General features: G+C 44.4%; 25 protein-coding genes and 1 pseudogene. 18 read left to right on the forward strand and 8 right to left on the reverse strand.

All coding sequences use genetic code 11. The features are described from left to right. Window positions 1-1272 precede the first annotated feature (1272 nt). From QUA90_RS18545 to QUA90_RS18575, 7 genes are all read left to right on the forward strand, one after another. Window positions 1273-1653 (forward strand): DUF4326 domain-containing protein, encoded by a 381-nt coding sequence (locus tag QUA90_RS18545; protein ID WP_333214238.1) that lies wholly within the window; start codon window positions 1273-1275, stop codon window positions 1651-1653. Window positions 1654-1716: 63 nt separating this feature from the next. Next, on the forward strand, window positions 1717-2208 hold the full coding sequence (locus tag QUA90_RS18550) for a hypothetical protein (protein WP_333447007.1): 492 nt from the start codon (window positions 1717-1719) through the stop codon (window positions 2206-2208). Window positions 2209-2278: 70 nt separating this feature from the next. Further along, a complete protein-coding gene (locus QUA90_RS18555; RefSeq protein WP_333447008.1) occupies window positions 2279-2641 on the forward strand; it encodes a DUF2493 domain-containing protein in 363 nt (120 codons plus the stop codon). Window positions 2642-2763: 122 nt separating this feature from the next. Next, a complete protein-coding gene (locus tag QUA90_RS18560; RefSeq protein ID WP_333447010.1) occupies window positions 2764-3921 on the forward strand; it encodes a hypothetical protein in 1158 nt (385 codons plus the stop codon). A gap of 141 nt (window positions 3922-4062) precedes the next feature. Beyond that, a complete protein-coding gene (locus QUA90_RS18565) occupies window positions 4063-4560 on the forward strand; it encodes a hypothetical protein (RefSeq protein ID WP_333212393.1) in 498 nt (165 codons plus the stop codon). A gap of 226 nt (window positions 4561-4786) precedes the next feature. Continuing rightward, window positions 4787-4945, forward strand: a complete 159-nt coding sequence (locus QUA90_RS18570; protein WP_333212394.1) for a hypothetical protein — start codon at window positions 4787-4789, stop codon at window positions 4943-4945. Between the two features lie 484 nt (window positions 4946-5429). After that, the gene (locus tag QUA90_RS18575) at window positions 5430-5885 is read left to right on the forward strand and encodes a hypothetical protein (protein ID WP_333212396.1); all 456 of its coding nucleotides are present in this window, start codon (window positions 5430-5432) and stop codon (window positions 5883-5885) included. On the opposite strand, the gene QUA90_RS18580 is transcribed toward QUA90_RS18575, so the two are convergent. Beyond that, window positions 5886-6305 carry a hypothetical protein gene (locus tag QUA90_RS18580; protein ID WP_333212397.1) on the reverse strand — a complete coding sequence of 140 codons (420 nt, stop codon included), beginning with the start codon at window positions 6303-6305 and terminating at the stop codon, window positions 5886-5888. Window positions 6306-6501: 196 nt separating this feature from the next. Here QUA90_RS18580 and QUA90_RS18585 point away from each other — a divergent pair, with 196 nt between their 5' ends. The 7 genes from QUA90_RS18585 to QUA90_RS18615 all read left to right on the forward strand — a co-directional run bounded on the left by QUA90_RS18585 (window position 6502) and on the right by QUA90_RS18615 (window position 10680). Further along, on the forward strand, window positions 6502-7065 hold the full coding sequence (locus QUA90_RS18585; RefSeq protein ID WP_333447013.1) for a hypothetical protein: 564 nt from the start codon (window positions 6502-6504) through the stop codon (window positions 7063-7065). 65 nt (window positions 7066-7130) lie between these two features. Beyond that, entirely contained in the window at window positions 7131-7853 is a 723-nt protein-coding gene (locus tag QUA90_RS18590) for a hypothetical protein (RefSeq protein ID WP_333326959.1), read from the forward strand. Further along, window positions 7850-8056 carry a hypothetical protein gene (locus tag QUA90_RS18595; RefSeq protein WP_333326956.1) on the forward strand — a complete coding sequence of 69 codons (207 nt, stop codon included), beginning with the start codon at window positions 7850-7852 and terminating at the stop codon, window positions 8054-8056. The genes QUA90_RS18590 and QUA90_RS18595 overlap by 4 nt, the downstream gene beginning before the upstream one ends. Next, complete coding sequence (locus tag QUA90_RS18600; protein ID WP_333447015.1) at window positions 8053-9066, forward strand: metal-dependent hydrolase; 1014 nt, start codon at window positions 8053-8055, stop codon at window positions 9064-9066. Before QUA90_RS18595 ends, QUA90_RS18600 begins: the two co-directional genes overlap by 4 nt. 8 nt (window positions 9067-9074) lie before the next feature. Further along, complete coding sequence (locus tag QUA90_RS18605) at window positions 9075-9941, forward strand: hypothetical protein (protein ID WP_333447017.1); 867 nt, start codon at window positions 9075-9077, stop codon at window positions 9939-9941. Beyond that, window positions 9931-10110, forward strand: a complete 180-nt coding sequence (locus QUA90_RS18610) for a hypothetical protein (protein WP_333326951.1) — start codon at window positions 9931-9933, stop codon at window positions 10108-10110. Before QUA90_RS18605 ends, QUA90_RS18610 begins: the two co-directional genes overlap by 11 nt. Beyond that, on the forward strand, window positions 10111-10680 hold the full coding sequence (locus QUA90_RS18615) for a thermonuclease family protein (RefSeq protein ID WP_333326949.1): 570 nt from the start codon (window positions 10111-10113) through the stop codon (window positions 10678-10680). Between the two features lie 113 nt (window positions 10681-10793). On the opposite strand, the gene QUA90_RS18620 is transcribed toward QUA90_RS18615, so the two are convergent. The 3 genes from QUA90_RS18620 to QUA90_RS18630 all read right to left on the reverse strand — a co-directional run bounded on the left by QUA90_RS18620 (window position 10794) and on the right by QUA90_RS18630 (window position 13004). Next, the gene (locus QUA90_RS18620) at window positions 10794-11006 is read right to left on the reverse strand and encodes a hypothetical protein (protein WP_333326947.1); all 213 of its coding nucleotides are present in this window, start codon (window positions 11004-11006) and stop codon (window positions 10794-10796) included. Window positions 11007-11686: 680 nt separating this feature from the next. Further along, a complete protein-coding gene (locus tag QUA90_RS18625) occupies window positions 11687-12103 on the reverse strand; it encodes a hypothetical protein (protein WP_333326945.1) in 417 nt (138 codons plus the stop codon). A gap of 394 nt (window positions 12104-12497) precedes the next feature. Beyond that, complete coding sequence (locus tag QUA90_RS18630; RefSeq protein WP_333326943.1) at window positions 12498-13004, reverse strand: transposase; 507 nt, start codon at window positions 13002-13004, stop codon at window positions 12498-12500. 200 nt (window positions 13005-13204) lie between these two features. Between QUA90_RS18630 and QUA90_RS18635 the strand changes: the two genes are divergently transcribed. Beyond that, entirely contained in the window at window positions 13205-13621 is a 417-nt protein-coding gene (locus tag QUA90_RS18635; protein ID WP_333447020.1) for a hypothetical protein, read from the forward strand. Between the two features lie 328 nt (window positions 13622-13949). On the opposite strand, the gene QUA90_RS18640 is transcribed toward QUA90_RS18635, so the two are convergent. The 4 genes from QUA90_RS18640 to QUA90_RS18655 all read right to left on the reverse strand — a co-directional run bounded on the left by QUA90_RS18640 (window position 13950) and on the right by QUA90_RS18655 (window position 20060). Next, a complete protein-coding gene (locus tag QUA90_RS18640) occupies window positions 13950-14747 on the reverse strand; it encodes a hypothetical protein (protein ID WP_333447022.1) in 798 nt (265 codons plus the stop codon). A 535-nt stretch (window positions 14748-15282) separates the two neighbouring features. After that, window positions 15283-16686, reverse strand: coding sequence for a hypothetical protein (locus QUA90_RS18645; RefSeq protein ID WP_333447024.1), 1404 nt, complete (start codon window positions 16684-16686; stop codon window positions 15283-15285). A gap of 756 nt (window positions 16687-17442) precedes the next feature. Then, window positions 17443-18774 (reverse strand): Rieske 2Fe-2S domain-containing protein, encoded by a 1332-nt coding sequence (locus QUA90_RS18650; RefSeq protein WP_333447026.1) that lies wholly within the window; start codon window positions 18772-18774, stop codon window positions 17443-17445. Window positions 18775-19400: 626 nt separating this feature from the next. Next, window positions 19401-20060 carry an adenylate/guanylate cyclase domain-containing protein gene (locus QUA90_RS18655; protein ID WP_333447028.1) on the reverse strand — a complete coding sequence of 220 codons (660 nt, stop codon included), beginning with the start codon at window positions 20058-20060 and terminating at the stop codon, window positions 19401-19403. 139 nt (window positions 20061-20199) lie between these two features. On the opposite strand from QUA90_RS18655, the pseudogene QUA90_RS18660 reads away from it, so the two are divergent. The 3 genes and pseudogenes from QUA90_RS18660 (at window position 20200) to QUA90_RS18670 (ending at window position 22724) form a co-directional block, all read left to right on the forward strand. Then, window positions 20200-21381: pseudogene (locus QUA90_RS18660) on the forward strand (RNA-guided endonuclease InsQ/TnpB family protein). 602 nt (window positions 21382-21983) lie between these two features. Further along, window positions 21984-22142, forward strand: a complete 159-nt coding sequence (locus tag QUA90_RS18665; RefSeq protein WP_333447030.1) for an ApeA N-terminal domain 1-containing protein — start codon at window positions 21984-21986, stop codon at window positions 22140-22142. A gap of 42 nt (window positions 22143-22184) precedes the next feature. After that, entirely contained in the window at window positions 22185-22724 is a 540-nt protein-coding gene (locus tag QUA90_RS18670) for a hypothetical protein (protein ID WP_333447032.1), read from the forward strand. The last annotated feature ends 116 nt before the right edge of the window (window positions 22725-22840 follow it).

A 22840-nucleotide genomic window follows, 5' to 3' on the forward strand; every position in this document is an offset into this window, starting at 1 on the left:
CCCTGCTCGCCCACTACTTGCTGCTAACCGTCAAAACTAAACCTCACCGATGTTATTTCCTATGTGGTAGTTATCGAAAGTTTTGAACACAGAAGAAAAAAGCTCGTTTTCAATCACAATAAGCGTTTTGTAAAGTGTAGATTGTCCTTTATTTAGTTCCTAGAAGTTCACTATTTGCAGGAAAATGGCGTTATTTTAGGACAATTATAGCCAAAGCAGCGGTGAATATTGCCTGTGTCCGCGCCTTACTTTAAGAGTGTGCCTGCATCAACGATCGCCCGTGGTGTTATTGCCATCATGGTTTTGGGATGAAGCGCACTTTTGACTACGAAGCGATTGTCCTACACGATCGCCCGCTCCAATCCAAACATTCGGGGAACACTTCACTACCCGCATTATCGATTGCACTTGAAGTTCAAAAGGTTGCTGCGCGTTGGTTTCGTTGCCCCCCCCTGCCCCCTCGGGGGGAGACACTCCTCGGAAGTTCGGGGGAGGATTTCTTGCATGAATGCGAAATTGCTCCCCCGAACTTCCTCGCAAAAGCAGTTGCTTCGCTTTTATTTATTTGGGGCCGCTCAGGCCGCTGGGCCGTCACTACATTGGGCAGTATACAGAGGCGGTCGGAAAAATGTGCAAGGCCTCACGCACGCTAACTCCGACTAACCAAATAGGCTTCGCTAACAAACTGCAAGGAATTTTCACTGTCTCACTAATCGAATAGGGTTTACTAAGTGTCAGTAAGCTCGAAGACTCGCTAACTGACACTAACCAAACCGTATTCGCCAAGTGAGTCCGTGAAAATTTGCAGTTTGTAAGCGAACCGTATTTGCTAAGTCTCCGTAAGCGTCCGAGAGCAAGTAACAGTTTGCAATCTTTCGACTCGCTAACAATTGGCTAAGATTTCAAACGCCGACAACGAATTATTCTATTTATTTTGGCGTGTTGTCGGCGTCTGAAATCTTGCCAATTCTAACCTCTTCTCAAGAGCAAACTCTAAGCCTTGACCTAAGCAAGATTTTGTAAGACTTGGTTCGCGGACAACTTCTAAGCTAATCGGGTAGCTGGCAGTTTTGTAAGCTTCTCGCCCCGTATCAAGTAGCAGTAAGGCTCGAAGACTCGCCAACTGCTACTAAACACAGGGCGAGAAGCCAACAAAACGGTCGCAACTACCGGATTAGCTAAGAAGTAGTTGACGCTCGCGCAAGCCTAACAAAATCTAACTTTTCCTCGCACCCCTGTCTCCTAAAAGTGTAGTGACTGAGGAAAAGACAAATGTTTGAACGAACATCTGGAAAAGATGGTGTATTCGGATTCAATGCCCTACATCGAGTCTACATCGGACGGGGAAACAAAGCCTATCAATTAAAGCCAAGCCCTCTAGCCAATCCATTTGTAATTGGCAAACACGGTTCTCGCGAGCAGGTAGTTGCGCTCTATCGACAATGGCTTTGGGAACAAGTAAAAGAAGGTATGGCGGGGAAACCCAATGCAGCGTGGAATGAGTTGAAGTATTTACAAACCAGTGCCAAAAAACTGATGAACAAATGGGATTTTGATTCTCTGGAGTTGACTTGTTGGTGTAAAGATTCGGAGTTGTGTCACGGAGATGTGATTGTCAATTGTTTGGAATGGATGAATAAGAATGACCTGTAAGGGTTTTCGGGCGGGGTCGAAAGACCTCGCTTTTGTATTAACTAATTAACGGAGGAAAAGACAATGACCATTAAGTTCATCAACAAAGTAGAGCCGAATTCAATCGAGGATTTGAGGAATTGGTGCAGAGAACGCATCCAGGACATGAGCCAAGATGTATCCCGTTATGCTCCAGGCAGAATGAGAATGTGGATATTTGCCGAATGTGATTTGCGAACCAATGCCAGAGTTTATCCAGCGTATACGGATAATCGAATCCAGAAATTTGCTCAACGAGTTTTCCCAGGATGCGATATTGCATTGTTGACTTATAACGGGAAAATTGATTGGCATCGAGATCACAACTATGCAACACCAATTACACGAGGAGTAAACCTCGGACAAGCCAAGTTTGGGATTGGTTTACCCAACAATCGGGAAGTAATTAATTTGCAGGATGGAGATATCTATGAATTTAACTGCAAATCACCCCATGCAATATTGTGGCACAGCCAAGAACGTTTCAGCATCACCTTTTGGAAAATGCGGAGCGAGTATAAACAACAACTGAGTTAACGAGATTGGGGATGAGGTAGAGAGTAAAATCTCTACCTTTTTTTTGTACTAACAACAAGAGGAAAAGACAATGCTCAAAGTAATCATCGCGGGTTCCAGAGATTTCAACGATTACCAATTACTCGAAAGCCTGGTAGATATGTACCTCCAGCGTTACTCGACCGACCAGATAGAAATAGTATCTGGAGGAGCGCGTGGTGCCGATCGCCTCGGTAAACGCTACGCCCAATCGCGGGGAATGGCACTCAAGGAAATGCCCGCAGATTGGAATCGATACGGTAAATCAGCGGGTTATCGACGCAATGAGGAAATGGCGCAATATGCCACTCACTGCATTGTTTTCTGGGATGGCTCGTCACGGGGAACCCAGCACATGATTAATCTAGCCAATCAATACAACTTGGCTCTAAGAATCGTGCGCTATCGTCCTTAGAAACTTGCCCTGAGCAAGGCATAAAAAGGCTCAGAGACAAGAAGAGAAAAGGGAAAAAAGAAAGTAAATAAAACTGCTTTCGCACTCGGTGTAAACACAAATCCACTCAGGAGACAAAGACCGTGAGCTTCATCAACAAATCTCAACTCGGAATCTACGCACCCAAGGCTTCAGAAAAAGCGGCAATCGGTGCCGAAGCCCAAACCATTATCAAGGATGCCATCGCTACATACAAGAAACTCTACTACGGATTGAGACAAGTCGCTTGGCAGCATCGAGATAAACGAGCCAGCTTCATGGATGCTAAATCCAAGGGAGAATTAGAGCAATTTATCATCGCACCAGGTTGCCGCCAAGATGATGGTTCCTATTCCAAAGATGAATTGGATCACCAACCGCTCAATAAATACCTCTGGGAGCGTTTCTGCGCCCACTTCGAGGATACCTTTGGGTTAGAACGCATCCAAGAATTGACCAAACTCAAGGATTTGTTAGCCGTCACCGAAGAATTGCTCTCAGCGGCCCTAGATGAATGGGGAAACCGCATCCTCGAACGCATTGAAGATGAATCCTTAGAATCCCTGGATTCAGTACCCCGCTACACGACCGACCTTCAGGGCGGCATCCGAATTGAAGCTGATTTCCGAAATCCCAACAAGCGGACGATCGCTCTTTCTGCACCCAATTTCTCGAATATCCCAGATGTATTGATCGAGCAAATGCGGGGCGATACTTGCTGGCAGGGAAGGATTTACTTCGATACCGCTGGAGTCACGGCGCTCACATCCAAGTCAGCCAAACTCCTAGGTGAAATGCTCGAACTAGCAGCCAAGGTAAATAGCGGCATCAAGGAATTTATCGCAGCACCTGATTTCTTCCTAGGTTTGGAATCAGCCCAAGCCCGCAAGCGCAATCTCCAACAAGTGAAGGCGAGGCTCCTCGAAATCAACGAGAACAAGCTCATCCAACGCCAAGTTGAAGCACCCGAAAAGCAGGCAACCCGCCGGATCAATGAAGCGATAGACGCAGCCGAGAATGCTGACCCGCAAGAGTTTGAGGAAGCTCGGAACCAAGCCAATCGCATCAAAGCCCAGCATCCAAAGCCCCAACAACCGCAGCCAAGACCCTTGAAACGGCGCGCTGCCACCCTAGATGAAGTTAGCGAATGGATGGAGCGCAACGTCCATTTATTAGGCATGGAACCCGACATCGATGCCGAACTCGGAATCAAGAGCGTAAAACAATCCAAACGCCGAGTTAGTGAAGCTGACCGAGAGTAAGCGCACTCTCAACTTACAAGCGGTCGTACTTACAAGCGAGTGCGATCGCTTTTTTTTATTCAACGATTGTAGCTGTCAATAAAACAGGAAAACCTCAGAAAACAGCTACCGCATGGATGAAAACAATATGAGGCAACTGTCATGCGCTATTCTACCGATTCTGGATTCACACTAACAGAAAAACTAATTCTCATAGTAGTCCTCAACATCCTTTGTGCTATCGCAGTACCGGGATGGATTGGCTTCAGGAATTCTCAACAAGTTAGTGTAGCAAACGATCGGATTTATTGGTGCTTCCAAAAAGCGAAATCGGAAGCTCGACGGGAAAGATTAATCATGGAGTGTCTAATTCGACAAACTCCCCAGGGCATCGAATATTCAGTGAATCGAGTTGATGAACCTCCCCAGTGGCAAAATGCGGGCATAGACCCAAAAGTGGTTATTAAAACTGCCACTTTCTATTACGACAAAAAAGATGGAGCCTATCGAATGCAGTACAACTGGCTCGGTGTGAGTAACGGACGCTTGGGTCGCATTCATCTAACGAAAGAAAATGCAGAACGCTGCACCGTGGTAAGTACCCTCCTAGGCTCCATGAGAACTGGACGTGGGGGCAACTCATCCAACCCCTGCATCTAATCCTGCATCCGGTGCGTAGCCAGAGTTAGTGCGCTGAGTGTTTGGGTGCATCCACAGAAATCGATGACCCAGCAATCCTAAATTATATGATGTGCATGGTTACATAAATCTTGGGATTGCTGGGGATAATAAAAACCACATATTAACGCTACATCATTATCAATAAAAATTCAATAAAAGGGCTATCGCAGGGTGTGTAAAACTACAAAAAGCACCCCTAGTTCCCATGCTCTTAATTAGCTTAGTGCAATTCATCGCCGTGTTCTTACAACAAGAATTAGCACAATACATAGACCCAGATCAATCCATCGAACCTTATTTAGCTCAACTAGAACTCCAACACGAAATGGAATCAGATTACTATCAAGCCTGTGGACGCTGGTAATCACTAGAGTTGGGGCAGCGGTTGCATTCTACTCGCTTCTCCCGTTGCCCTATATTCCTCGCTATTTCAATGCTTTGGTACACCTAATTATTCGCTGTGTTTCGGTGCTTGGGTACACTCTCACTATTCGCTGTGTTTCGGTACTCCCGCATATCTAGCTATCCCTTGAGTTCAGGCACGCTAAGCCATTGGTCGTGTTTTGATGCTGGGGTACACTCCTGCTATTGGCTTGTTTCGGTGCACTCGCATATTAAGATATTCGTTGTGTTTCGGTGTACTTGCATGAGATAGTCGCTGTGTTTCGGTCTTCTGGTACACCCAACTATCGGTTGTGTTTCGGTGTACTTGCCAATCAAGATTTGCTCTCTCTAACGTTACTTTGATGCTGCACCAAATTAATCTTTAATCCAGGTTATTACAGTTTGTTACAAAATCATTACTTCAGCAAACTTGGATTTGTTTGGAGCCGAGTATCATAGAGCACATGGTATTAGAAATTAAACTCAAACTCATTCCCGATATCGAAACGGGCATCATCGCTCACCAAGTTTGTTGTACTGGTGTGCTGCATACGGGTTTGGGCAAAGCAATTGCATCCAAGTGGCCGTTGGTGGAATCGGAGTATCAACGCTTCTGTGGCCCCGATGCAGGTGGAGAGCGCTTTGTTCCAGGCAAGATCCAAATGATTCGGGTTAGCTCCACTCCAGAACTTTGGGTGTGCAGTATGGCGGGTCAAAACTTACATGGCAGCAAGAAACGCTATACCGATTACGATGCTTTGGCGCTTTGTTTGTCCAAACTCCACGGTAAATCCTTGGAGTTGGAACTAACTCCTTTCCTGCCCTACAAACTTGGATGGTCTGGGGGGCGGGGTGAGTGGAGCGTTGTCCGTTCCCTGATTGAACAACACTGCCCCAATGCCATTATCTGCACCGATTAGCTAAACCTCCGTTAGGGTCAACTTGGAGGTAAACAAAGACCCAATTGAAGACTCGGTGCTGAATTGGAGAAAGTAGACTCCCGGCTCCAAAGTAACTGTCAAGTTGCTCGAATACCCGTCGCTCGAATCCACAACTACGCTGCGATTAGAGTTGACAATGGCGGCGATGGCATTGTCCACTACTAGATTCACTTGCACGGGAACCTTCAATCGAAACCTCGCCCAGTCGGTGATGTCGTCTCCCCCAATGCTTTCAGAGATACTCGAAACTCCGCTGGGGTTGTTGCAAATAATACCCTCATTCCAATCCACACCAGTTAGGATATCCCTGCTTTCCCCGCTTTTGGGATTCTTGCGCCTTTTCGCTAACGTTCCCATGTTCCACGCTCTACTCTGGCTGTTGCCCATGTCAGTTTGCATTGTCTCTTGTTCCTATTGGATTTGTTTGATGCTGCTAAGTAACAAAATACACTAAAATTACTGCTTTACTGACAGTGGAATAACTGAGATAAACTCAGGGTAGATTCCAGTTCCATAGTCCGGTTGATGTATGGATTTTGTGCGGTGTATAGTACATATTATGTAAATCAGATATTAAAAAACTACCAAAAATCCAATGACAACAGAACTTTCCAGCAAATGGCGACCCGAACAAGTTTGTGAAGAGCTAAGTATCGGATCGTCTACGTATTACAACAGATTAAAGCACCTGGGAATTGAGGCAAGCAAAGATGCCGATGGCCCGTATCTCAATGCCGAGCAAATGAAACTGATGGAGGATTTGAGCGAGCACATCAAAGCAACGGGGAAGATGCAGGGATTCGGTGGTGGCGGTCAGCTAGCGATCTCGGAAAGTTCTGGTTTGGCATCGGAATTAGATATTCCCGTACAGCCGGAGATACCGGGCAGTGACGAAGATGAGGAGGGGCGAAACCGATTAATTTGGGAAGCAGGCGAACTCAAAGTCCAACAAGAAGCTGCGGTAGACCTCCTTAAGTTGCACCTGGCGGCTCAGATGACCGAGGAGGATCTGTTTGACGAGCAAAGAGCAAAACTCCAAGCCATCAGGAATGCAGCCAACCCAAAGCCGAATGCCGCAGCAGCACAAGCTCAGCAACTGTTGCAGCGGCACCGTCAGAACCAAGGCAAGAATCAACAGATAAATCAAGAAACGAAGTAACCAAAGTCTGCGAAATCCTCCGCAGCGGTCATTGCTGCATCGTCACCGGGGAATTAGGCACGGGATTGGAAGATGTAGCGGCGGGCGTTGCTTTGGAATTGGCGGGGGAGTTCTCCATTGCTACGACTATCTACAAGGGAAGCGGCAAGAAGTTCTTTCAACAATTGGCAGAACAACTGGACATTCCTACCGAAGTGGAGGATGAGAAAGGCAAAGTGAAACAATTGACCTTAGACCAACTCAAAGAAGAAATCGCGCTCAATATTCCCACTGATGCGTTATTGCTGTTGCCCGAAGCCAAGCGCCTCACCACGGGGATTAGATTCTGGTTGGAGGATCTAATCGAAGCTGGTTGTCGGGTTTGTTGCTTTGCGGTGGCGAACCCCAGCCGCGATATCTTCATCAAGATGATCGAAGCTGAATTAGAATTGCCGAGCGATCGCGCTATTAGATCTGCGATGGAAGATGAAGCTGCAAAGTTGGGTTTGAATCTCACAGCAGCTCGGCTTTCCCAACTGCAACCGCTAGCGGGGAGGAATCCGATGTTGGCGAGGAAAGTAGTGCAGCAAGAGAAACTCGGCATCAATCAACCAGTTGAGCACCGCCAGTATTTGGTAATGATGCCGATCATTCTGTCAGCATTGTTTTCCTTCGCCATTGTTCGCTATGTAGGTATGGGTACGGGAAACAAGAATTGGCAAATATTTGGTGGCATTGCCTTAACTTTGGCAATGGCAGCCAAACAGTTAGGACGGGTCGAAGGAGCTAAGAAGAGGTTGGGTCAATGATTAAAGTTATTCCTGCAACAGAAGCGAACAGGCTTCTACCAGAACAATGGGTAAATATCTATGAACTCACACTAACAGGCGATGCTGAATTTTATGATTGCTGTCAAGTAAAAGATTTAGTAGATTTAGAAAATTCGTCAGAATACGATTTAGAGCTAATAGATGAAGCAAAAGTTATGCCTGTTGGAGAAGCTTTGAAATGATGGCTTTAACTCATGCAATTATTTCAACTGCAGGAATTTCATTAATACTCACCACCAACGATCCGATACATCTAGCACTGGCGATTGCAGGCAGCCAACTACCGGATCTCGACACGAGTACCAGTACGATCGGTCAAATTATATTTCCGATTTCTAATTGGATTGAGAATCGATATCCTCACAGATCAATTACTCACAGTTTGATTGCAACTGTCGCGATCGCAATTCTTGCTAGCCCGCTATATTTTTATATTGATTGGAAAACCTGGTTGTGCTTGCCACTAGGACATCTGATCAGTTGCTTCTCCGACGTATTCACCAAACAGGGAGTGCAGCTTTTCTGGCCGCATCCAGCTTGGTGTATATCAGTGAGCAATCCTAATCGGAGGCTCCAAACTGGTGGAACTGGTGAATATTGGGTTTTAGCAATTGCTGCTGCTGTATTAATTGCAGCAATTAATTTAAGCGGTACAGGAGGACCAACTGCTTTAGTTGGAACTTCATTAGGCTTGCGATCGAACGCAATTGAAACCTATCAGCAAAGTAGTGCCAGCAATCATATTTACGCCAATGTAACAGGAACATTTGCAGCAGATTCAGCAGCAGCCGACGGCAAGTATTTTGTGATTGCTAATGAGGGCAACGAGTTTGTTGTCATTAATAAACAGGGAATTTTCAAAACCGGAACCAATGTCATCACTAGCCGATTGACCGCCGAAGTTGGTAAACCCGCAGCAGCATCGGTTCAAACTCTAGAATTTGACGAAGCAGAGTTTGCCATAGCTCCCATTCCCGATACTCTCATCTTTGTTACGGGTACGCTAACGGTAGATGAACCTGATTCAATTAGGATTATCGCTAATCCCAAACAATTAGAGATAGCGAAACTAATCGGTGATAAAATAACTTTTAACTACTGTCCCCTAGAAACAGCCATCAAACTACTGAGCGGACAATACATCACAGGTTCCCTAGAAGCCAAGATATTTAGCCCTACACCAGACTTATGAGGTAGCCTATGAAAGAATATATAGCAACTGTATTGGGAGCAGGACTTGTCGGATTCTTGCCTTTCCTCAACCTTAACCCGCAGCCTAATACACTAACACCAACACCCGCACCCGCACCCATACCCCGTTTACAAAAGCAGCCCGTTATTCAGCTACAGCAATCAACAAAACCAGGAAAAAGACACCGCATTCAAGTGCAGGTAATCTCCCTCAACGATTTAAAGATTGCTGAAGGATCGGAAGTAGCAGCCGGACAAATCATCAGCGATCGCACCGAAGAGCGCGAAAGTTTGGAAGCGCAGCGCAATCAAATAGACATCAGCATCAAGCAGTTATCCGCTTCTATGAGCCAAGTAGCCGAACTCCCTCCCCCTAATTTTGCAGTGCAGGAAGCAGCGATTGCCCGCATCAAAAGCGAAATTGAATTGATGGATGGCAAACCTTCGCTACCTGCAACACCAGCACCCTTTTTCAGGTTTAAGGATGAAAACTTAAGGAACCTCCTAGAACCCGAAAAGATGAATAAAGTGGCGGAGGGTATCAGAACTGAAGCCTCGGAGCGAGCTAAGATGAGTGAAACAAAAGCAAAATTAGCGCTCGAATTGAATCAAGCTATTGCTGCCTTAGATAAAGCGCAAAGCGACCACCAGCACCAGCAATACCAACATTCACTCAACCTGATTCGCCAACAATCCGAGATGCAGAGGCAGCAGTACCAAGTAGCTAGTTTGGTAGCTCAGAAACAACAAATAGAATCGAAACTGCGAGAAATTACTCAGATTAAGTCTCCCGTTGCTGGCCAAGTTCGCCGCATCAAAAACCTGGGTCAAAAGGACAGGCAGATTAACTTAGAGGTGGTAATTGATGTTAAGTAAAAGCTATCGGGACTGTACCATTACTCCGCAAGACTTAGGCTTCTTAATTCAATTTCCATCGGGCGCTAAGGTATTGATTAAAGATGCCAAATCTTTTGAAGATTGCCAGAAGTGGATTGACCGACAATTGGCACATTTGGCAATAGAAAAAGCGTTGGGGAATCAATAAATGCAGAAGTTCCTCAACGCCCTACCCCTGTTAGCCATCGCAGCTTTGATGTGGTTCCACTTCCACCAACCCAACAGCGATAACCCTACTCCCAAACTAGCAAAGCCACCGAGCGAGACACAATCTCTACGCTGCGAGGTAGTAAAAAACTCGATTTACGACGGCGATACTTTTCGAGTTAAGTGTGACAATCAGGAACAAAAGATTCGGCTGTGCGGCATAGACGCGCCGGAAGTAATGCAACCCCTGGGTATTGAGTCTCGGAATTACCTGCGTTCCCTAGTTGCCCAAGCAAAAGGTCAGGTTATAGTTATTGAGATGGATCGGGACAAGTACGGTCGCAGTGTCGCTGAAGTGTTGCTAGAGTCTCCGTCAGGCGAACAATCGGTGCAAGAGGAAATGCTCAAAGCGGGTATGGCGTACCACTACAAGCAATTCAGTGCCAACTGTCACAATGCTGATGTGTTCGATATTGCAGAGGAGATGGGGCGCTCAACACGGCGGGGAGTGTGGCGGCTTCCCAATGGTGGTGAAAGACCTTGGCATTATCGCAAGCAAGATAAGAGCTGATTTACGCCAATGTTTGGTATACACCAAGGTTGTGTAGAGCGATCGCAATAGCAGGAAGTGTGGCGGCTTTCCAAGGGTGATAAACGACTGTGAAATTATCCTCAACCAAAGCGTTAACTAGGGTTCTGAAATTGTTGTTTTGCCCAATCAAGCAGCTCGTCATAGCTAGAATAAGCGCACAGTATCCGTGACTTATCGCCTTTTTTCCTTACGGCAATCACTTTGCCTCTTCTATCTTCATAACCGGGTTTTCCGGTCATTTCTTCTAGTTCTAGCTCGAAGAATTTAAGCGCTTGAATGAATTGAGAAATCTTATTGTCTTCCATGAGTTAATAGCTTTTTAATTGAATTGGCTCACCATGTCACTACATATATTTTAACTTATCCATTGCATCACTACACCAATTAGAATACCGAAAAACGTTGCGTTTATGAAACAGGAAAATCGCTGATTTTGATGCTCCTTGAAGGAATGTTAAAAGCTAGGAGCCAGCGCCTAAAACTAAGCCGGGAGTGTGGCAGTTGCCCGGAGCCAGCGTCAAAGCCAGTGATTATCGCAAACAGAAGAAGTGATATACACCTTATTTCCCAATCTAGAAATCTAAACTGGTACGGCTAGGTCAGGATACAAAATTAATTTTTATTGGAGTCTCTAGCTTTTAGAAGTGGGGTGCCATTTTCAGGCAACGGTGCATCAAACATCTTGGCAAACACATCAGCCCTAATAGTCTAGCTTTAAGACAGAGGTAGAGGTAAGACTCGTCCTAAGACCGGAAGTAAAACACACTTGACCTAACACGGCAAAATTGGATACAAGAGTCATACTTAATAACTAGAACGTAGATGGAGTGAGGCTCAAGGCATTCTTAGGAACCAGTTTTAGATTTTAGAGATAGAGTGCTACTAGCGATTGGATTTAAGTATCGGCTCCTTAGATAATTTCCTTAAGGACAAGGCAATGTCATGTCCTTAACTACGATATTTCTATACCTCAATTACCTGAAAACTACTGTAACATATCTGCCCAACCTGCTTTATATGCTTCCTCTAGTTTTTTCTCCCATGCTTTCTCTTCCTCCATATGTGACTCCACTTTTTCTTCAGGAGTTCGAGATTTATAAAACTCTTCTTGATCCTTTCTAAGCTTTTCATAAGCCCTTTTACATGGCTCTCCATTTTGATCTAGATCATCTTCGTCACACAGGTTACCATCTACCCATCCATAAGCATGAGTAAAAGCTTCTGTTGTGGTGTCGTAAGGTGGAGTTTTATATTTCTCCCAATAAGTGTTTGAAATCTCATCAGTGCCAGCTAAGGGTACTCCAGATAGAGCAGAAACTTTTACATAGTAGGGCTTTAGTTCGCTTCCTTCTTTCTCCAGTTTATAGCGCTCTCTATAACGTCGGGGGTTGTAATCTGTCATGACGATTAACCTCAATATTTTTTTTGAGTTGACATTTTTTTTATAACAAATTTTCTACAAGACAGATGTCATTGGTAACAAATTAAGCTAAGAAAGCATTTGTAAATCAGCAATTATGCTAACATAGACTCGGATTTTGGGCATAAAATTGAGATTTGGGCGGTTGAGGAATCATGCCTCCCATGATATAGCAAAACCATTGGATTTGTAAACAATCGATTCAATCATCACAAGCGTTTCAGGTTATTCTACATTCATGACTCAAATAGACTTGCTATAGTGGTCTGTATCTGATAACTTAGCGGGCGCTCCGGATGCGATCTAAGTTGAAGGCGTTGAGGAAAAGAAAATCCAAAACAGAGCGATCTAAACGGGAGCATCTCGATTTGGCAAATCACGGGAAAACAATCTTGGAAATTGGTCTATGTCCTAGAAAAAGATAGGCAGCCGAGCGCAGCACACTTTCGGAGTAAAGAATCTTCTGAATGTCTAGACTGGGCGCACGTTTGGCAGTGGCATTATAGGTTGCGATTTCTCCTTCCAGACTAAAGTCACTGTTGGTTAGGTAATGGTCATCATCGTGGATTGCCTGAAAAATAAAGTTATAGATAGGATTAATTCCTAGAGTCGTGTCATAGTTCTCAGCCGATACCCAAAGATGATTTTGCTTAATGTCATTGAACATCTCGGCAACACTTTGGTAACGGTCGTACCACGAGAACTCTACGTTCAAGGAAAGACTCTGGTATTCGCCCCAAAGCCAATCACAGAATTGGGCGATCGTTGCATCGGAAATCTCGGTGGGATTGCCTTCTAGGTAAAGCTTAGCAAGAGTCTCCATTTGGGCTGAACTTGTGCTTGCTTGAGTGCGTTGAAGCAAGTTGTCTGTAATGAGCGTCATAGCATCCTTCGCATGGCTAATTCACCTTCATCCTTACATATCTTCTTAAGCAGTGCCGGATCTAATTCACATCTCATCCTTTTGATAAACATTATTGACACTCCTACCCATAGACAAGTGTTCAATAGACCTCTTGCAAAATTAGATCTAAACTATCCATATTTATCGTATATACTTCTAATAGTTTCATCTAAAAGCCTATGTTAATTCCCTTAGTTATCGCCTTGTCACAGCCTGTTAATATAGCACAAGCTCAACCTTGCAAGCTCTCGGTAATTGGCGATGAAGAAACGAACAATTGTCCACTTTTAACGGGAATATTCGCCTCAGAGGAATGGACAATTATGCTTTCTCGTTGGGAACCCGGAGCTTATGTTCTTAAAGGAATCAATCGAGTTAACGGCAAAAAGATTAACACTATGGGATCTGAAGTAAGAGGAACTGTAGATCGACCACAATATCCATTCAGTGAGGAAAACTCAGAGACTTTGTACCTTGTCACATTCCAAAGGGGAGACCGAAACACGATTCGACTCCAAATTTTTGTAGATACTGTTCCAGTTTACAATCAGTTGCTGCATAAAACATCTTCAAACGACCCATTTTTTGGACGATAGAATAAGTATTTTAACCCGGTTTTATGGAAACAGAACCCATACTTGTCGCAGCAGGCGATCGCTTTGGGCGACCGCTAACAGAGTGTCGGCTAGTCTTTTTAGTCAAAAAAACCGAATCAAAACGAATCAAACGGAATCAAGTGTGTCAAGTTTCAATCCCTGATAGGGCTTTAGGTTTTTTTGCGACGGTTTGCAGTAACGCAGTAAGTAATGAAGGAGTTTCAACCCCTGATATGGTTTTAAGTTTTTGTAGCTTAACGCCATAGAAATTATCTCAGCACATCTTCGGAATGAATCGGAGTATAGATTTCTAATTCCCTTTTGGGGTTTACCCTTCAATCATCTCCAAAATTGCCTCAATGTCTGCGAGTGTTGCGGTTGATTTCTTACGCTTGGCTTTCAGTCTGTTTAGTAGGTCAGCAGCCTCGGGTAGCTCAAATTCAAATGCTGACTGCTGACCTTTGTGAATTTCCGATTCAGGTTGTGAAATATCGCAGCAAAGCGCTGTTATGGTTACTGGGCTTGGGAGTAGTGTCGAGTTCCAGCTTGGGAAATGCCCATCAATCGCTAATGAACCTTTATGGCCTTCCCACAAATGTTTCTCAAACTCAGAAATAGGGTGATAGCTAGGTTCGCTGTTGGGAGTGGGAGAGTAGGGATCATGGTCAAATACTGCAACATTCACCCTCATATCCCTATTCCAAATCATACAGAGACGTACCGCCCTAAATTGAGATTGTATTTCCCGTCGAAGGGTTTCATTCTCATTCGCTGACTTGATATAGCCATCCATCCATTCTTCGTTCTCAGCTTGCACTGTCTCAAGTTGCGATCGCAATTCTGCTAGCTCCAGTCGGAGTGTTTCATTCTCATCCTTTAATTTACTTGCTCTACCAATTGAACCCCTTGTATCAGGGGATTGAGACTGTTTCATTTCTATTTTAGAATTAATAATTCTATTCGCTGTGTCAAGCGGTTCGACGCCATTATCTAGTTGTCGAGCATAATCTAGTGTAGCTTCAGCAAGGACGATTGGAACTCGAATGGTGCGAGTCGGGCCGCTCTGCCAAGCAGCTTTAAAGCGGGAATCTTTGATTGAGTCTTCGTGTCCTTTAGGGTTTGGCATAACAAGAAGCTAATCACTTGTGTCAAGCGTTTCATTTAGTTTGGCAAGAACGCCCAGTAGTGTCAAGCGCGTGACACCCAGATTTTTAGTATTCTCAACCGGACGGGTAGGCAGCTATTTTCTGAGGGTCTGAAACCAGCTTTTTTTGCAGCAAGAGTTTAGCAGCCCGTTGAAAAAATTCCGCTAAGGCTTTGGGCGGGGATACGACATTTTCCCCGCCTAGAGCTTTTTAGAGATGTTTGAGGCTGTAAATCAGGAAATACGGATTGTACCTTAAACATTGCCACCACTGCCTAAATTACACCCTAGTTACTAAAGATATTGACGTTGCTGATTTACAGTATGAAAAGCTAAATAGGCCCATCATCGAAATTAGTATCGACAAAGCTTGGGGATTTTCAAGTTATTTTTTTCATACCCTGGTTAAGCAACGCCGATGTACGTGGAAATCTGGGGTTCTGAAACACTTTTTCCCCGCTCCTTAGCCACTGGTAGCCAGCACTAACGATCGCAAACTGTCGTTGGGGATGTGCGCTCATCGCTTTGGTCGGGTAGAAGCTCGGTTTTTGAGCTGTGGCGGTGTCTTGTCGCTATAGGTAAATGGTAGCCCTCTCTTGCTTTTTAATCTCTCCTCCAACCATTTGGGTTTCTCGCTAAACGAGATCGACATCGTACCGTCGGGAGCAAGGCGATACAGCCATTTTGCGCCCGGACAAATAGACGACTTCATATCAGGAACCGATGGCGGCCATTTTCCCGTTTTGGCTGCTAGTGCTTTGACTTGCAGAATTTTCTGAGTGAGTTCCAAATCCAACATAGACTTAACTGCTTTACTGGTTTGGCTGGGATAACTTGTAGATGTCCTACCTATATAATTCCACCACGCGAAGTCCTTTGCCGGGGCTGAATCAGAAGCGCAAAAATTCTGCTGGCGAGATGCTGCAAGCGATCGTTTATAGGCGTGATAAGTATCGATCGCACAAAAGCGAACATAAGGTTTGAGCACCGGTTTGAACCACACCAGGACATTAGATAAAGTCCAGTCTAAGATTTTGTCTTCTAAAGTTGGGGGATAGTTCGTTTCCGTCTGAAATAGTGAAAGTATTCCTTCACCACTAGAAGCGCCTGATGCTTCTAATATCGAAGACCACGAGTATTTCCAAGCGAAGTCTTGCGAAAACTTGAACTTAGACAAATATTCTCCCTGCAAAGATGTCAATATCGATTCGCGGTAATCGTGTTCCAGCAAGCGCTGCTGCCACTGGGCGGGAAGGATCTCGGCTTTCCGCATCACCCCAACTGGATATTTAGCCACAATCAAAGCCACAAGTTGAGGGAGTAGGAGGGGGCTTTCTGTTAAAGGCTGGTTGATTTTCCAGGATACTTCCAGCATTTCTGCTGCTGCTTCCGTCTGACCTTTACGGTATTTTTCTAGAATGTCTAGGGCTAAAACTCGTTGGGAATTAACCTGCCATAAATAAGCGGGTAGGGGAGCCGTCAGATCTCCTTCCAGAATCCAGCTAATATCTGTTCCCCAGCGCGGTACTTCATTCTTTAAAACCTGCTGGCGAAGTTCTGCTAAAGCCGTTTGCTGGGAGGCGAGATAGCGCTGTATTTTCTCTGAAGGTGGATTTATGGTATCGTTTGGTTTGGCAATCTCAGCGTCTAGGTACTGATTTAATTCTTGAAAGAAACTTCCCCAGCTTAGATTAGACCCCACTTTAGAGAAAGACGCATCTAGCTTCAAAGCCGCATCATTCGGCTCTGTTTTGGGAAACCGTTGGGCATAAGCTGCTAAATCCTGCTCGATTTCTTTTTCATGCACCGAGGCGATATAGTTGCCACCCACTATCCAGACTGCCAGCAGTCCCGCCAACCCAACAACCGAACCACCTAGAAATTTGAGGTTCCGTCTGAACGATGGATTTTGAATGTCCATAAACTCCTCCTTCACGCGAGCACACCTGAGAATGAGGCGTTGCTGAATACAAGTATGAATTCAAGTTTTCGGAATGGCTATAAGCCAAGTATGGTGAGTTTTGTAACATCAAGCGAAAAGTTTATTCATACGCCAGAATCAGCAACGCCTTACCTGTTTATCTTGCCCACTTTTTTTGGGCGCACGATCACATGACCAGGCCGTGTAACCTTTCTGCACTTATCCAGCAAGCCCTAAATACCTAACACGCCACACCCGAAGGCTCTAGCCGGATAAAGGCATATCATGACCCAGGGCTGAAAAGCGCTAACGCTAGGCGGGGAAAACCAATATTGCGGGTATACACCAAACTCTGACAGGCATCTTGTAGGCTAAGGCTGACTTTTGCTTTTCTTCCAAAGTTTGACCAGTTGTCGGAAATTCTTATTTTCAATGTCTGTTAGCACAATACTTCGGACAGTTTTATATCTAATCGAGTGTCCAAAACCCAGACTGGCTATATTGTGGACTATTATTTCAAGGTTTAAGTCCAGCCCTAAGTTTCCTAAACTAAAATGCGTTAAAAATGATAGGGTTGTCTCTGTAAGGCTTACAGGGCAGTTTAAAAACTGTCTGAAGTATTGAGCAACCCCAGAAAATAATTGTTAAAAATATGAAATTACCTAGGGTAATTAGTATATTTATCTTGTGAGCATCTGTTGGCTCATTTAGTGAATCTGAGCAGCAAACTACTGCAAAAGTGCCTGACAATTGCCTTTATCTATGTGCATGAATGTAGTCCACAAAGTAAAATCTAGGACGAAGCCAGAATCTCAGCCAAGTGTAAGCTCCTAGACCTAGTAGTGCTATCACAATTAAGGGTAAGCCCACATAAAGTCGCAATTCATCAGGAAAGAGAGCAACAGCGCAAACAGTAATCACAAAGTAGCCTAACAGCAATGCTTGTAAGCGTTCCACGACCAAAAGTGCTTTTCGACAGCTACTACAATGTTGGGTGTGTTGTTTGTAGCGATCTAGTGTTTGTTGGCGATCGTTATTGATATTCCGTGTCGGTGGAACATTGATTCCAACTTCGCTCCAGGGGAGTTGTCCGCCACAATAGCGGTCAAACCACTTTCTAAACTCAATTACGAAACGGTCTGCACTTGTAGGTAACTGATAGGCAGTTTTCCAGCTTTGGGTAGATTTGGCTTGTTGGAGAAAATACTCTTGCTGCTGTAGAAGAATCATATCTCCCTCAATAACAAGATTGCGATTGGTGATGTGATCCCACCAACGGGGTTTGAGACGGTGGAGTGTTTTACCAAAGTTACGGGGAAATAGAGCGACAATTCTAGACTTCCCAGGAGACACAGGTATACAGTAGGTGAGCAATCCAAACTTTTTGCTGCCATCGCCAAAACTGAACGCATACTCCAAGCGACAAGGCGGTTCAAAAGTGATTGTTGTTTGAAAAGGCCCAACTATTGCCCCTTCAATCAAATTGGGTGTTGATTGCACGATTTGGAACGCCATCGGTCTGGCTCGTTTGCGATTGCCCTGCACGCCGTGATGAGCAAAAGGAACATGACTCGGATCTGCCACATTTTCCACAAGGGTTTCCCAGTCATATTCTAAATCTCGTACAAAAGAAGACCAAACAAAGCCTTGAGTTGCATCTATTTGCGGTGATAAAGGTAAGGGTGTATTTGCAGCTTGTTCGCTTGATTTTGCATCGGGCCAAATCCAGAGTAAATCCTGTTGCTGGCGAACTGGTAGTGCTACAGCACACAGATTATCTTTATTCTTGCTTACAAGTTCTGGATTTTCCGCTTGGGGAATATGAGTACAACTTCCCTGGTCATCAAATTGCCAACCGTGATAGCTACACATTAAATTCCCTGTTTCGTCATCAATGCGCCCCTCACTTAGAGGCGCAAGGCGGTGGGGACATCGATCTAAAAACACTTGGAAAGTTTCAGATGATTTGGGTTTCCAGATCACTAAACGCAGTCCCAAAAGTGTTACTGAAGTTGGTTGCTTGGAATTTAAGTCTTCGAGTGGTATCACAGGATACCAATGCTCAAAAAAATTGAATTCTGGTTTCATTTGACAAAAAATTAGGGGGTTGGGGGTAGGGAAAGAAAAAGACCTCCCGGTTGCCTTGGGTTAGCCTGTGCGCTCGCACAAGAAATGGAGGTGTCGGTATATTTTACCTCAGACGTTCGGGAGCGACGCCGACATTCCGCTGCGGATTATCAAAAAATCAGCGGTCACAACAACGTTGAACAATTGCATTACTATGAAAGAGGTGAAGCCGGATCAAGTCAAAGGAGGGACACGAGTCTTTCCATGCTTTCCTACACCGGAAAGTGTACTTTCCCTGCCTAGGACTCGAAACTGGTACAGCTAGGTCAGGATACAAAATATTTTTAATTTTTTTTAACTCTCTAACTTTTAGAAGTGGGGTGCCATTTTTAGGCAACTGTGGATCAAACATCTTGGCAACCAAAGCAGCCCCAAAAATCTAGCTTTGAGACAGAAGCCAGACAGTTTGCCCCTGTCTCAAAACTCCGAAGTGTGACAAATTTTGCACACTTTTGCAATCGGCTGGGGATGCAGGGTGAGGTTTGGTATCTCAAACTTCCGTTATCCCACACGACATGGCACAGATTCCACAGTTTTTGGAATATCAGTTGTTGGGGTCATAAAGCAAGATTTTGGCTCGACAAAAATTAAGCATTCAATCCAATCAACTCATAAACATTGAATGGGTTTCCTTCAGGTTTCAGTTGGGTCGAGTCTCTTTCTCTCACTTGAACATACTCCGCACAACTTTCATACGTCTTTTGACCGATCAAAATATCGCAGGCATATTGCTGCGTTTGTTGACTCAAATGATTAGCCACATTCACCCCATACCCCACGGTAGTAAAGTCCATTCGTTGAGGGGAACCAACATTACCACAGAAAACACGATCTGTATTGATGCCGATTCCTATACTCAGCGGATGTTGCTCTTCTGGGAACCAGGAACTGTTGATTTCTGGTAGTCGCTCTCGCATTGCCAATGCCGCTTTAATTGCCATCAGCGCATGGTCTTCTAAGGGCAGTGGTGAATTAAAAACTGCCATAATCGTCGAATCAATGTATTTGTCTACTGTGCCTCGATGTTCAAAAACAGTCTCCACCATCACTCCAAAATAGTGGTGAAACAGCTCGACGCGAGTTTCTACTTCCATTTGCTGAGTTAAGCGCTCAACTCCGTAAAGATTTACGAACAAAATGGAAACTTCTTTCTCTTCACCGTGAAAGTTTTTCAGTTGTTCTTGTAAGTCAGGATTGAGGCGAAAGTTTTTCAGTAATTCATCAAACTCATCAGATTCATTCGGCATATCTATCGCCCAAGGGTACGTTTTATCAAAGAAATGGGTTTAAAACCCCGTCGTTCTAGGACGGCTTTAATTCCTTCTGAATTTTCCCGACCGTGTTAAAATAGTATGGCATACTAAAGTAGTAAAACAGCTAAAAATAATGAAAGCAAGGTTCCAATACAGATTCTATCCAACCGATAGACAACGCCAGAGTTTAGCTCAGTTGTTTGGTTGTGTAAGAGTTGTTTGGAACGATGCTTTGGCTGTTAGCAGATGTGGCAAATATCCTGGGTACAACACTCTATCCAAGTCTCTAACTATATCTAAAAAGACAGAAGAAAGGGCATGGTTGAACGATGTTTCGTCCGTGCCGCTGCAACAATCCCTCAAACAGTTAGAGGTTGCTTACAAAAACTATTTTGATTTCCTAAAAGGGAAGAGAAAAGGCAAGAAAGTGGGTCAACCCAAATTCAAAAAAAAGACTAACAGTCAGTCTGCAACTTTTGCTAAAACAGGTTTCTCTATCAAAGGTGAGTCCGTGTACTTAGCAAAGATTGGAAATGTTAGCCCTATTTGGTCTAGGGAGTTACCATCAGAGCCTAGCTCTGTAACTGTACTAAAGGACTGTGCTAATCGCTATTTCTTGAGCTTTGTAGTAGAAGTTAAGCCCGTTCAAATTGATGCTAAAAACCAAAGTGTCGGAATTGATTGAGGGATTAAAACTTTTGCTGTGATGAGTAATGGGGAGAAAGCTAAAAGTCCAGACTATAAAGTGTTAGATCGGAAAATTCGTAAACTCCAAAAAAAGCTAGCTCGGCAATCTAAAGACTCGAAACGCAGAAATAGAACTCGGATTCAGATAGCCAAACTGCACAATCAAATTGCAGACACCCGTAAAGATTTCTTGCACAAGCTGTCAACCCAAATTGTTAGTGAAAACCAAACTATCGTTTTAGAAGACTTGAATGTGTCTGGAATGGTCAAAAACCGCAAACTTGCTAGAGCTATTAGTCTTCAAGGATGGAGAGAATTCCGAACTTTGTGCGAGGCAAAGTCTGAGAAATTTGGTCGAGACTTTAGAGTAATTAGTCGCTGGGAGCCTACCAGTCAAATTTGCTCGGATTGCGGCTTTAAGTGGGGAAGACTGGATTTAAAAATCAGATCGGTTCAGTGTTTGAATTGTGGCACTGAACACGAACGCGATGAGAACGCTGCAAAAAATATAAACAAAGTCGGGATAGGGCATTGCCACGACTCTAAACGGACACAGAGACAGAGTAAGACGACTTCGGTTGCGTCAGTCAGTGAAGTGTCAAGAATCACCGCACTTTTAGGGCGGTGAGTATGTCAAAGATGGAACACTACCTGATATTCTGCCAAAGCCGATCGCGGATGTCCGTTAAGAGCCACTCTAACTGACTGTTAAATTGCCGTTATAAATACTTATTCCCCCAACCCAACCACTAGAAGCGCTACAGATTCATCAGGATATAAGTATATCCTGAGCCAGAGCCTGGAACCGCTAAGGTCATTAAATAGTCTCAAGCGCGTGACACACGGCTTTAGGTGTCCTAAGCCGGACGGGCAGGCGGCTATTTTTCCAACGGTCTTCTCAATCTTTTTTACTTCGACAAAGACTTAAGAACCCGTCGAACAAATCCCGCTAGGGCTTTAGGCAAGGAAACAGTTATTCCCCATCTACAACTTGAAAGTGCTAATCGCAGGGTGATGCTGGGCTGGCAAAGTTTAATTTCGCGATCACATAATGTTTTTCTCGGAAGGCAATCACCCGATATTGTAGGTCAGGTGAAAGGAGGAAACCTAACACTCACCACTGCTTCTCTCTCAACTCTGCCAGACTTCGGGCAAACGACAAAACCGCATCAGAGCGGTAGATGATGACCTATGCTAATGTTGAAGTAAATGTTTTGTGGGTGAACCATAATGGAAGAGTTTGTTAGTTTAGGCGAATGGTGGCTTCCAAACAATCCAGAAGTAGTAGTTGCAGGGAAACTGAGTTTTTCACCAATCAGTGGGGCAAAGTTAGAATTAATAGGTTCTTTTTATGATTCGCCATTTGAAGAATACCACCTGGTTGATTAGAACATCTGAAGCGTTGTTCTGTGACCAAAAAGAGAAAGCATTATGACTGAACCAATTGAACCCAAAAAAATTATCATCCAATTAAGCGACGACTTATCAATTGACGGCTACATAATAAACGGCGGGTTCCGACCAAGTATGACTGAAACATCAGTGTTACTAGGTTACAAAAAGAACTGGCTTAACCAGTTATTATCCTCAGACGGTTCCCACAAGCTGAGAACCTTACAGAGTAGAGGCTTTACCGGTGACATTCAGCATCTAGTAATCGAAGAAGATCCGGGGATTAGAGCAGCCTTACACATAACAACTATTAGCCTTAGAGACTTCTTGAGACTAATATTTTTTGAGGTGATGGTCGGCAACAAACAAGCCTTAACCATTGTGTCTATCCTCACTAAAGTGGGACAGCAGACGCTAGAAGAAAAGCGAAAATTTTTTGGTCTAACTCATGACGAATTTATTGAGGCATTAGCGGAGAACCAAGCTGAGTTAGAAGAGTTGCGATTACCAGGCGATGACTTGTATTATCCCGAAGAAATGGACGAAGACGAAGAAGCGGAGGAAGACTTAAACCCTTGACCCAACACCCAAAAGTGCTGCCCCTTCACCAGGATAGTTCTATTTCCCGGTCTAAGACTTGGAACCGCTACAACAAGGTCAGCATACAGGCAAAAGATGTATAATACGATTTCAAA

Source organism: Microcoleus sp. D3_18_C4, assembly GCF_036702355.1.
GTDB lineage: Bacteria > Cyanobacteriota > Cyanobacteriia > Cyanobacteriales > Microcoleaceae > Microcoleus.

Bases quoted from the DNA above. Each gene is read 5' to 3' on its own strand.
- QUA90_RS18545 (WP_333214238.1), top strand. From the start codon at position 1,273: ATGTTTGAACGAACATCTGGAAAAGATGGTGTATTCGGATTCAATGCC.
- QUA90_RS18550 (WP_333447007.1), top strand. From the start codon at position 1,717: ATGACCATTAAGTTCATCAACAAAGTAGAGCCGAATTCAATCGAGGAT.
- QUA90_RS18555 (WP_333447008.1), top strand. From the start codon at position 2,279: ATGCTCAAAGTAATCATCGCGGGTTCCAGAGATTTCAACGATTACCAA.
- QUA90_RS18565 (WP_333212393.1), top strand. From the start codon at position 4,063: ATGCGCTATTCTACCGATTCTGGATTCACACTAACAGAAAAACTAATT.
- QUA90_RS18570 (WP_333212394.1), top strand. From the start codon at position 4,787: ATGCTCTTAATTAGCTTAGTGCAATTCATCGCCGTGTTCTTACAACAA.
- QUA90_RS18575 (WP_333212396.1), top strand. From the start codon at position 5,430: ATGGTATTAGAAATTAAACTCAAACTCATTCCCGATATCGAAACGGGC.
- QUA90_RS18580 (WP_333212397.1), bottom strand. From the start codon at position 6,305: ATGCAAACTGACATGGGCAACAGCCAGAGTAGAGCGTGGAACATGGGA.
- QUA90_RS18585 (WP_333447013.1), top strand. From the start codon at position 6,502: ATGACAACAGAACTTTCCAGCAAATGGCGACCCGAACAAGTTTGTGAA.
- QUA90_RS18595 (WP_333326956.1), top strand. From the start codon at position 7,850: ATGATTAAAGTTATTCCTGCAACAGAAGCGAACAGGCTTCTACCAGAA.
- QUA90_RS18600 (WP_333447015.1), top strand. From the start codon at position 8,053: ATGATGGCTTTAACTCATGCAATTATTTCAACTGCAGGAATTTCATTA.
- QUA90_RS18605 (WP_333447017.1), top strand. From the start codon at position 9,075: ATGAAAGAATATATAGCAACTGTATTGGGAGCAGGACTTGTCGGATTC.
- QUA90_RS18610 (WP_333326951.1), top strand. From the start codon at position 9,931: ATGTTAAGTAAAAGCTATCGGGACTGTACCATTACTCCGCAAGACTTA.
- QUA90_RS18615 (WP_333326949.1), top strand. From the start codon at position 10,111: ATGCAGAAGTTCCTCAACGCCCTACCCCTGTTAGCCATCGCAGCTTTG.
- QUA90_RS18620 (WP_333326947.1), bottom strand. From the start codon at position 11,006: ATGGAAGACAATAAGATTTCTCAATTCATTCAAGCGCTTAAATTCTTC.
- QUA90_RS18625 (WP_333326945.1), bottom strand. From the start codon at position 12,103: ATGACAGATTACAACCCCCGACGTTATAGAGAGCGCTATAAACTGGAG.
- QUA90_RS18630 (WP_333326943.1), bottom strand. From the start codon at position 13,004: ATGACGCTCATTACAGACAACTTGCTTCAACGCACTCAAGCAAGCACA.
- QUA90_RS18635 (WP_333447020.1), top strand. From the start codon at position 13,205: ATGTTAATTCCCTTAGTTATCGCCTTGTCACAGCCTGTTAATATAGCA.
- QUA90_RS18640 (WP_333447022.1), bottom strand. From the start codon at position 14,747: ATGCCAAACCCTAAAGGACACGAAGACTCAATCAAAGATTCCCGCTTT.
- QUA90_RS18645 (WP_333447024.1), bottom strand. From the start codon at position 16,686: ATGGACATTCAAAATCCATCGTTCAGACGGAACCTCAAATTTCTAGGT.
- QUA90_RS18650 (WP_333447026.1), bottom strand. From the start codon at position 18,774: ATGAAACCAGAATTCAATTTTTTTGAGCATTGGTATCCTGTGATACCA.
- QUA90_RS18655 (WP_333447028.1), bottom strand. From the start codon at position 20,060: ATGCCGAATGAATCTGATGAGTTTGATGAATTACTGAAAAACTTTCGC.
- QUA90_RS18665 (WP_333447030.1), top strand. From the start codon at position 21,984: ATGGAAGAGTTTGTTAGTTTAGGCGAATGGTGGCTTCCAAACAATCCA.
- QUA90_RS18670 (WP_333447032.1), top strand. From the start codon at position 22,185: ATGACTGAACCAATTGAACCCAAAAAAATTATCATCCAATTAAGCGAC.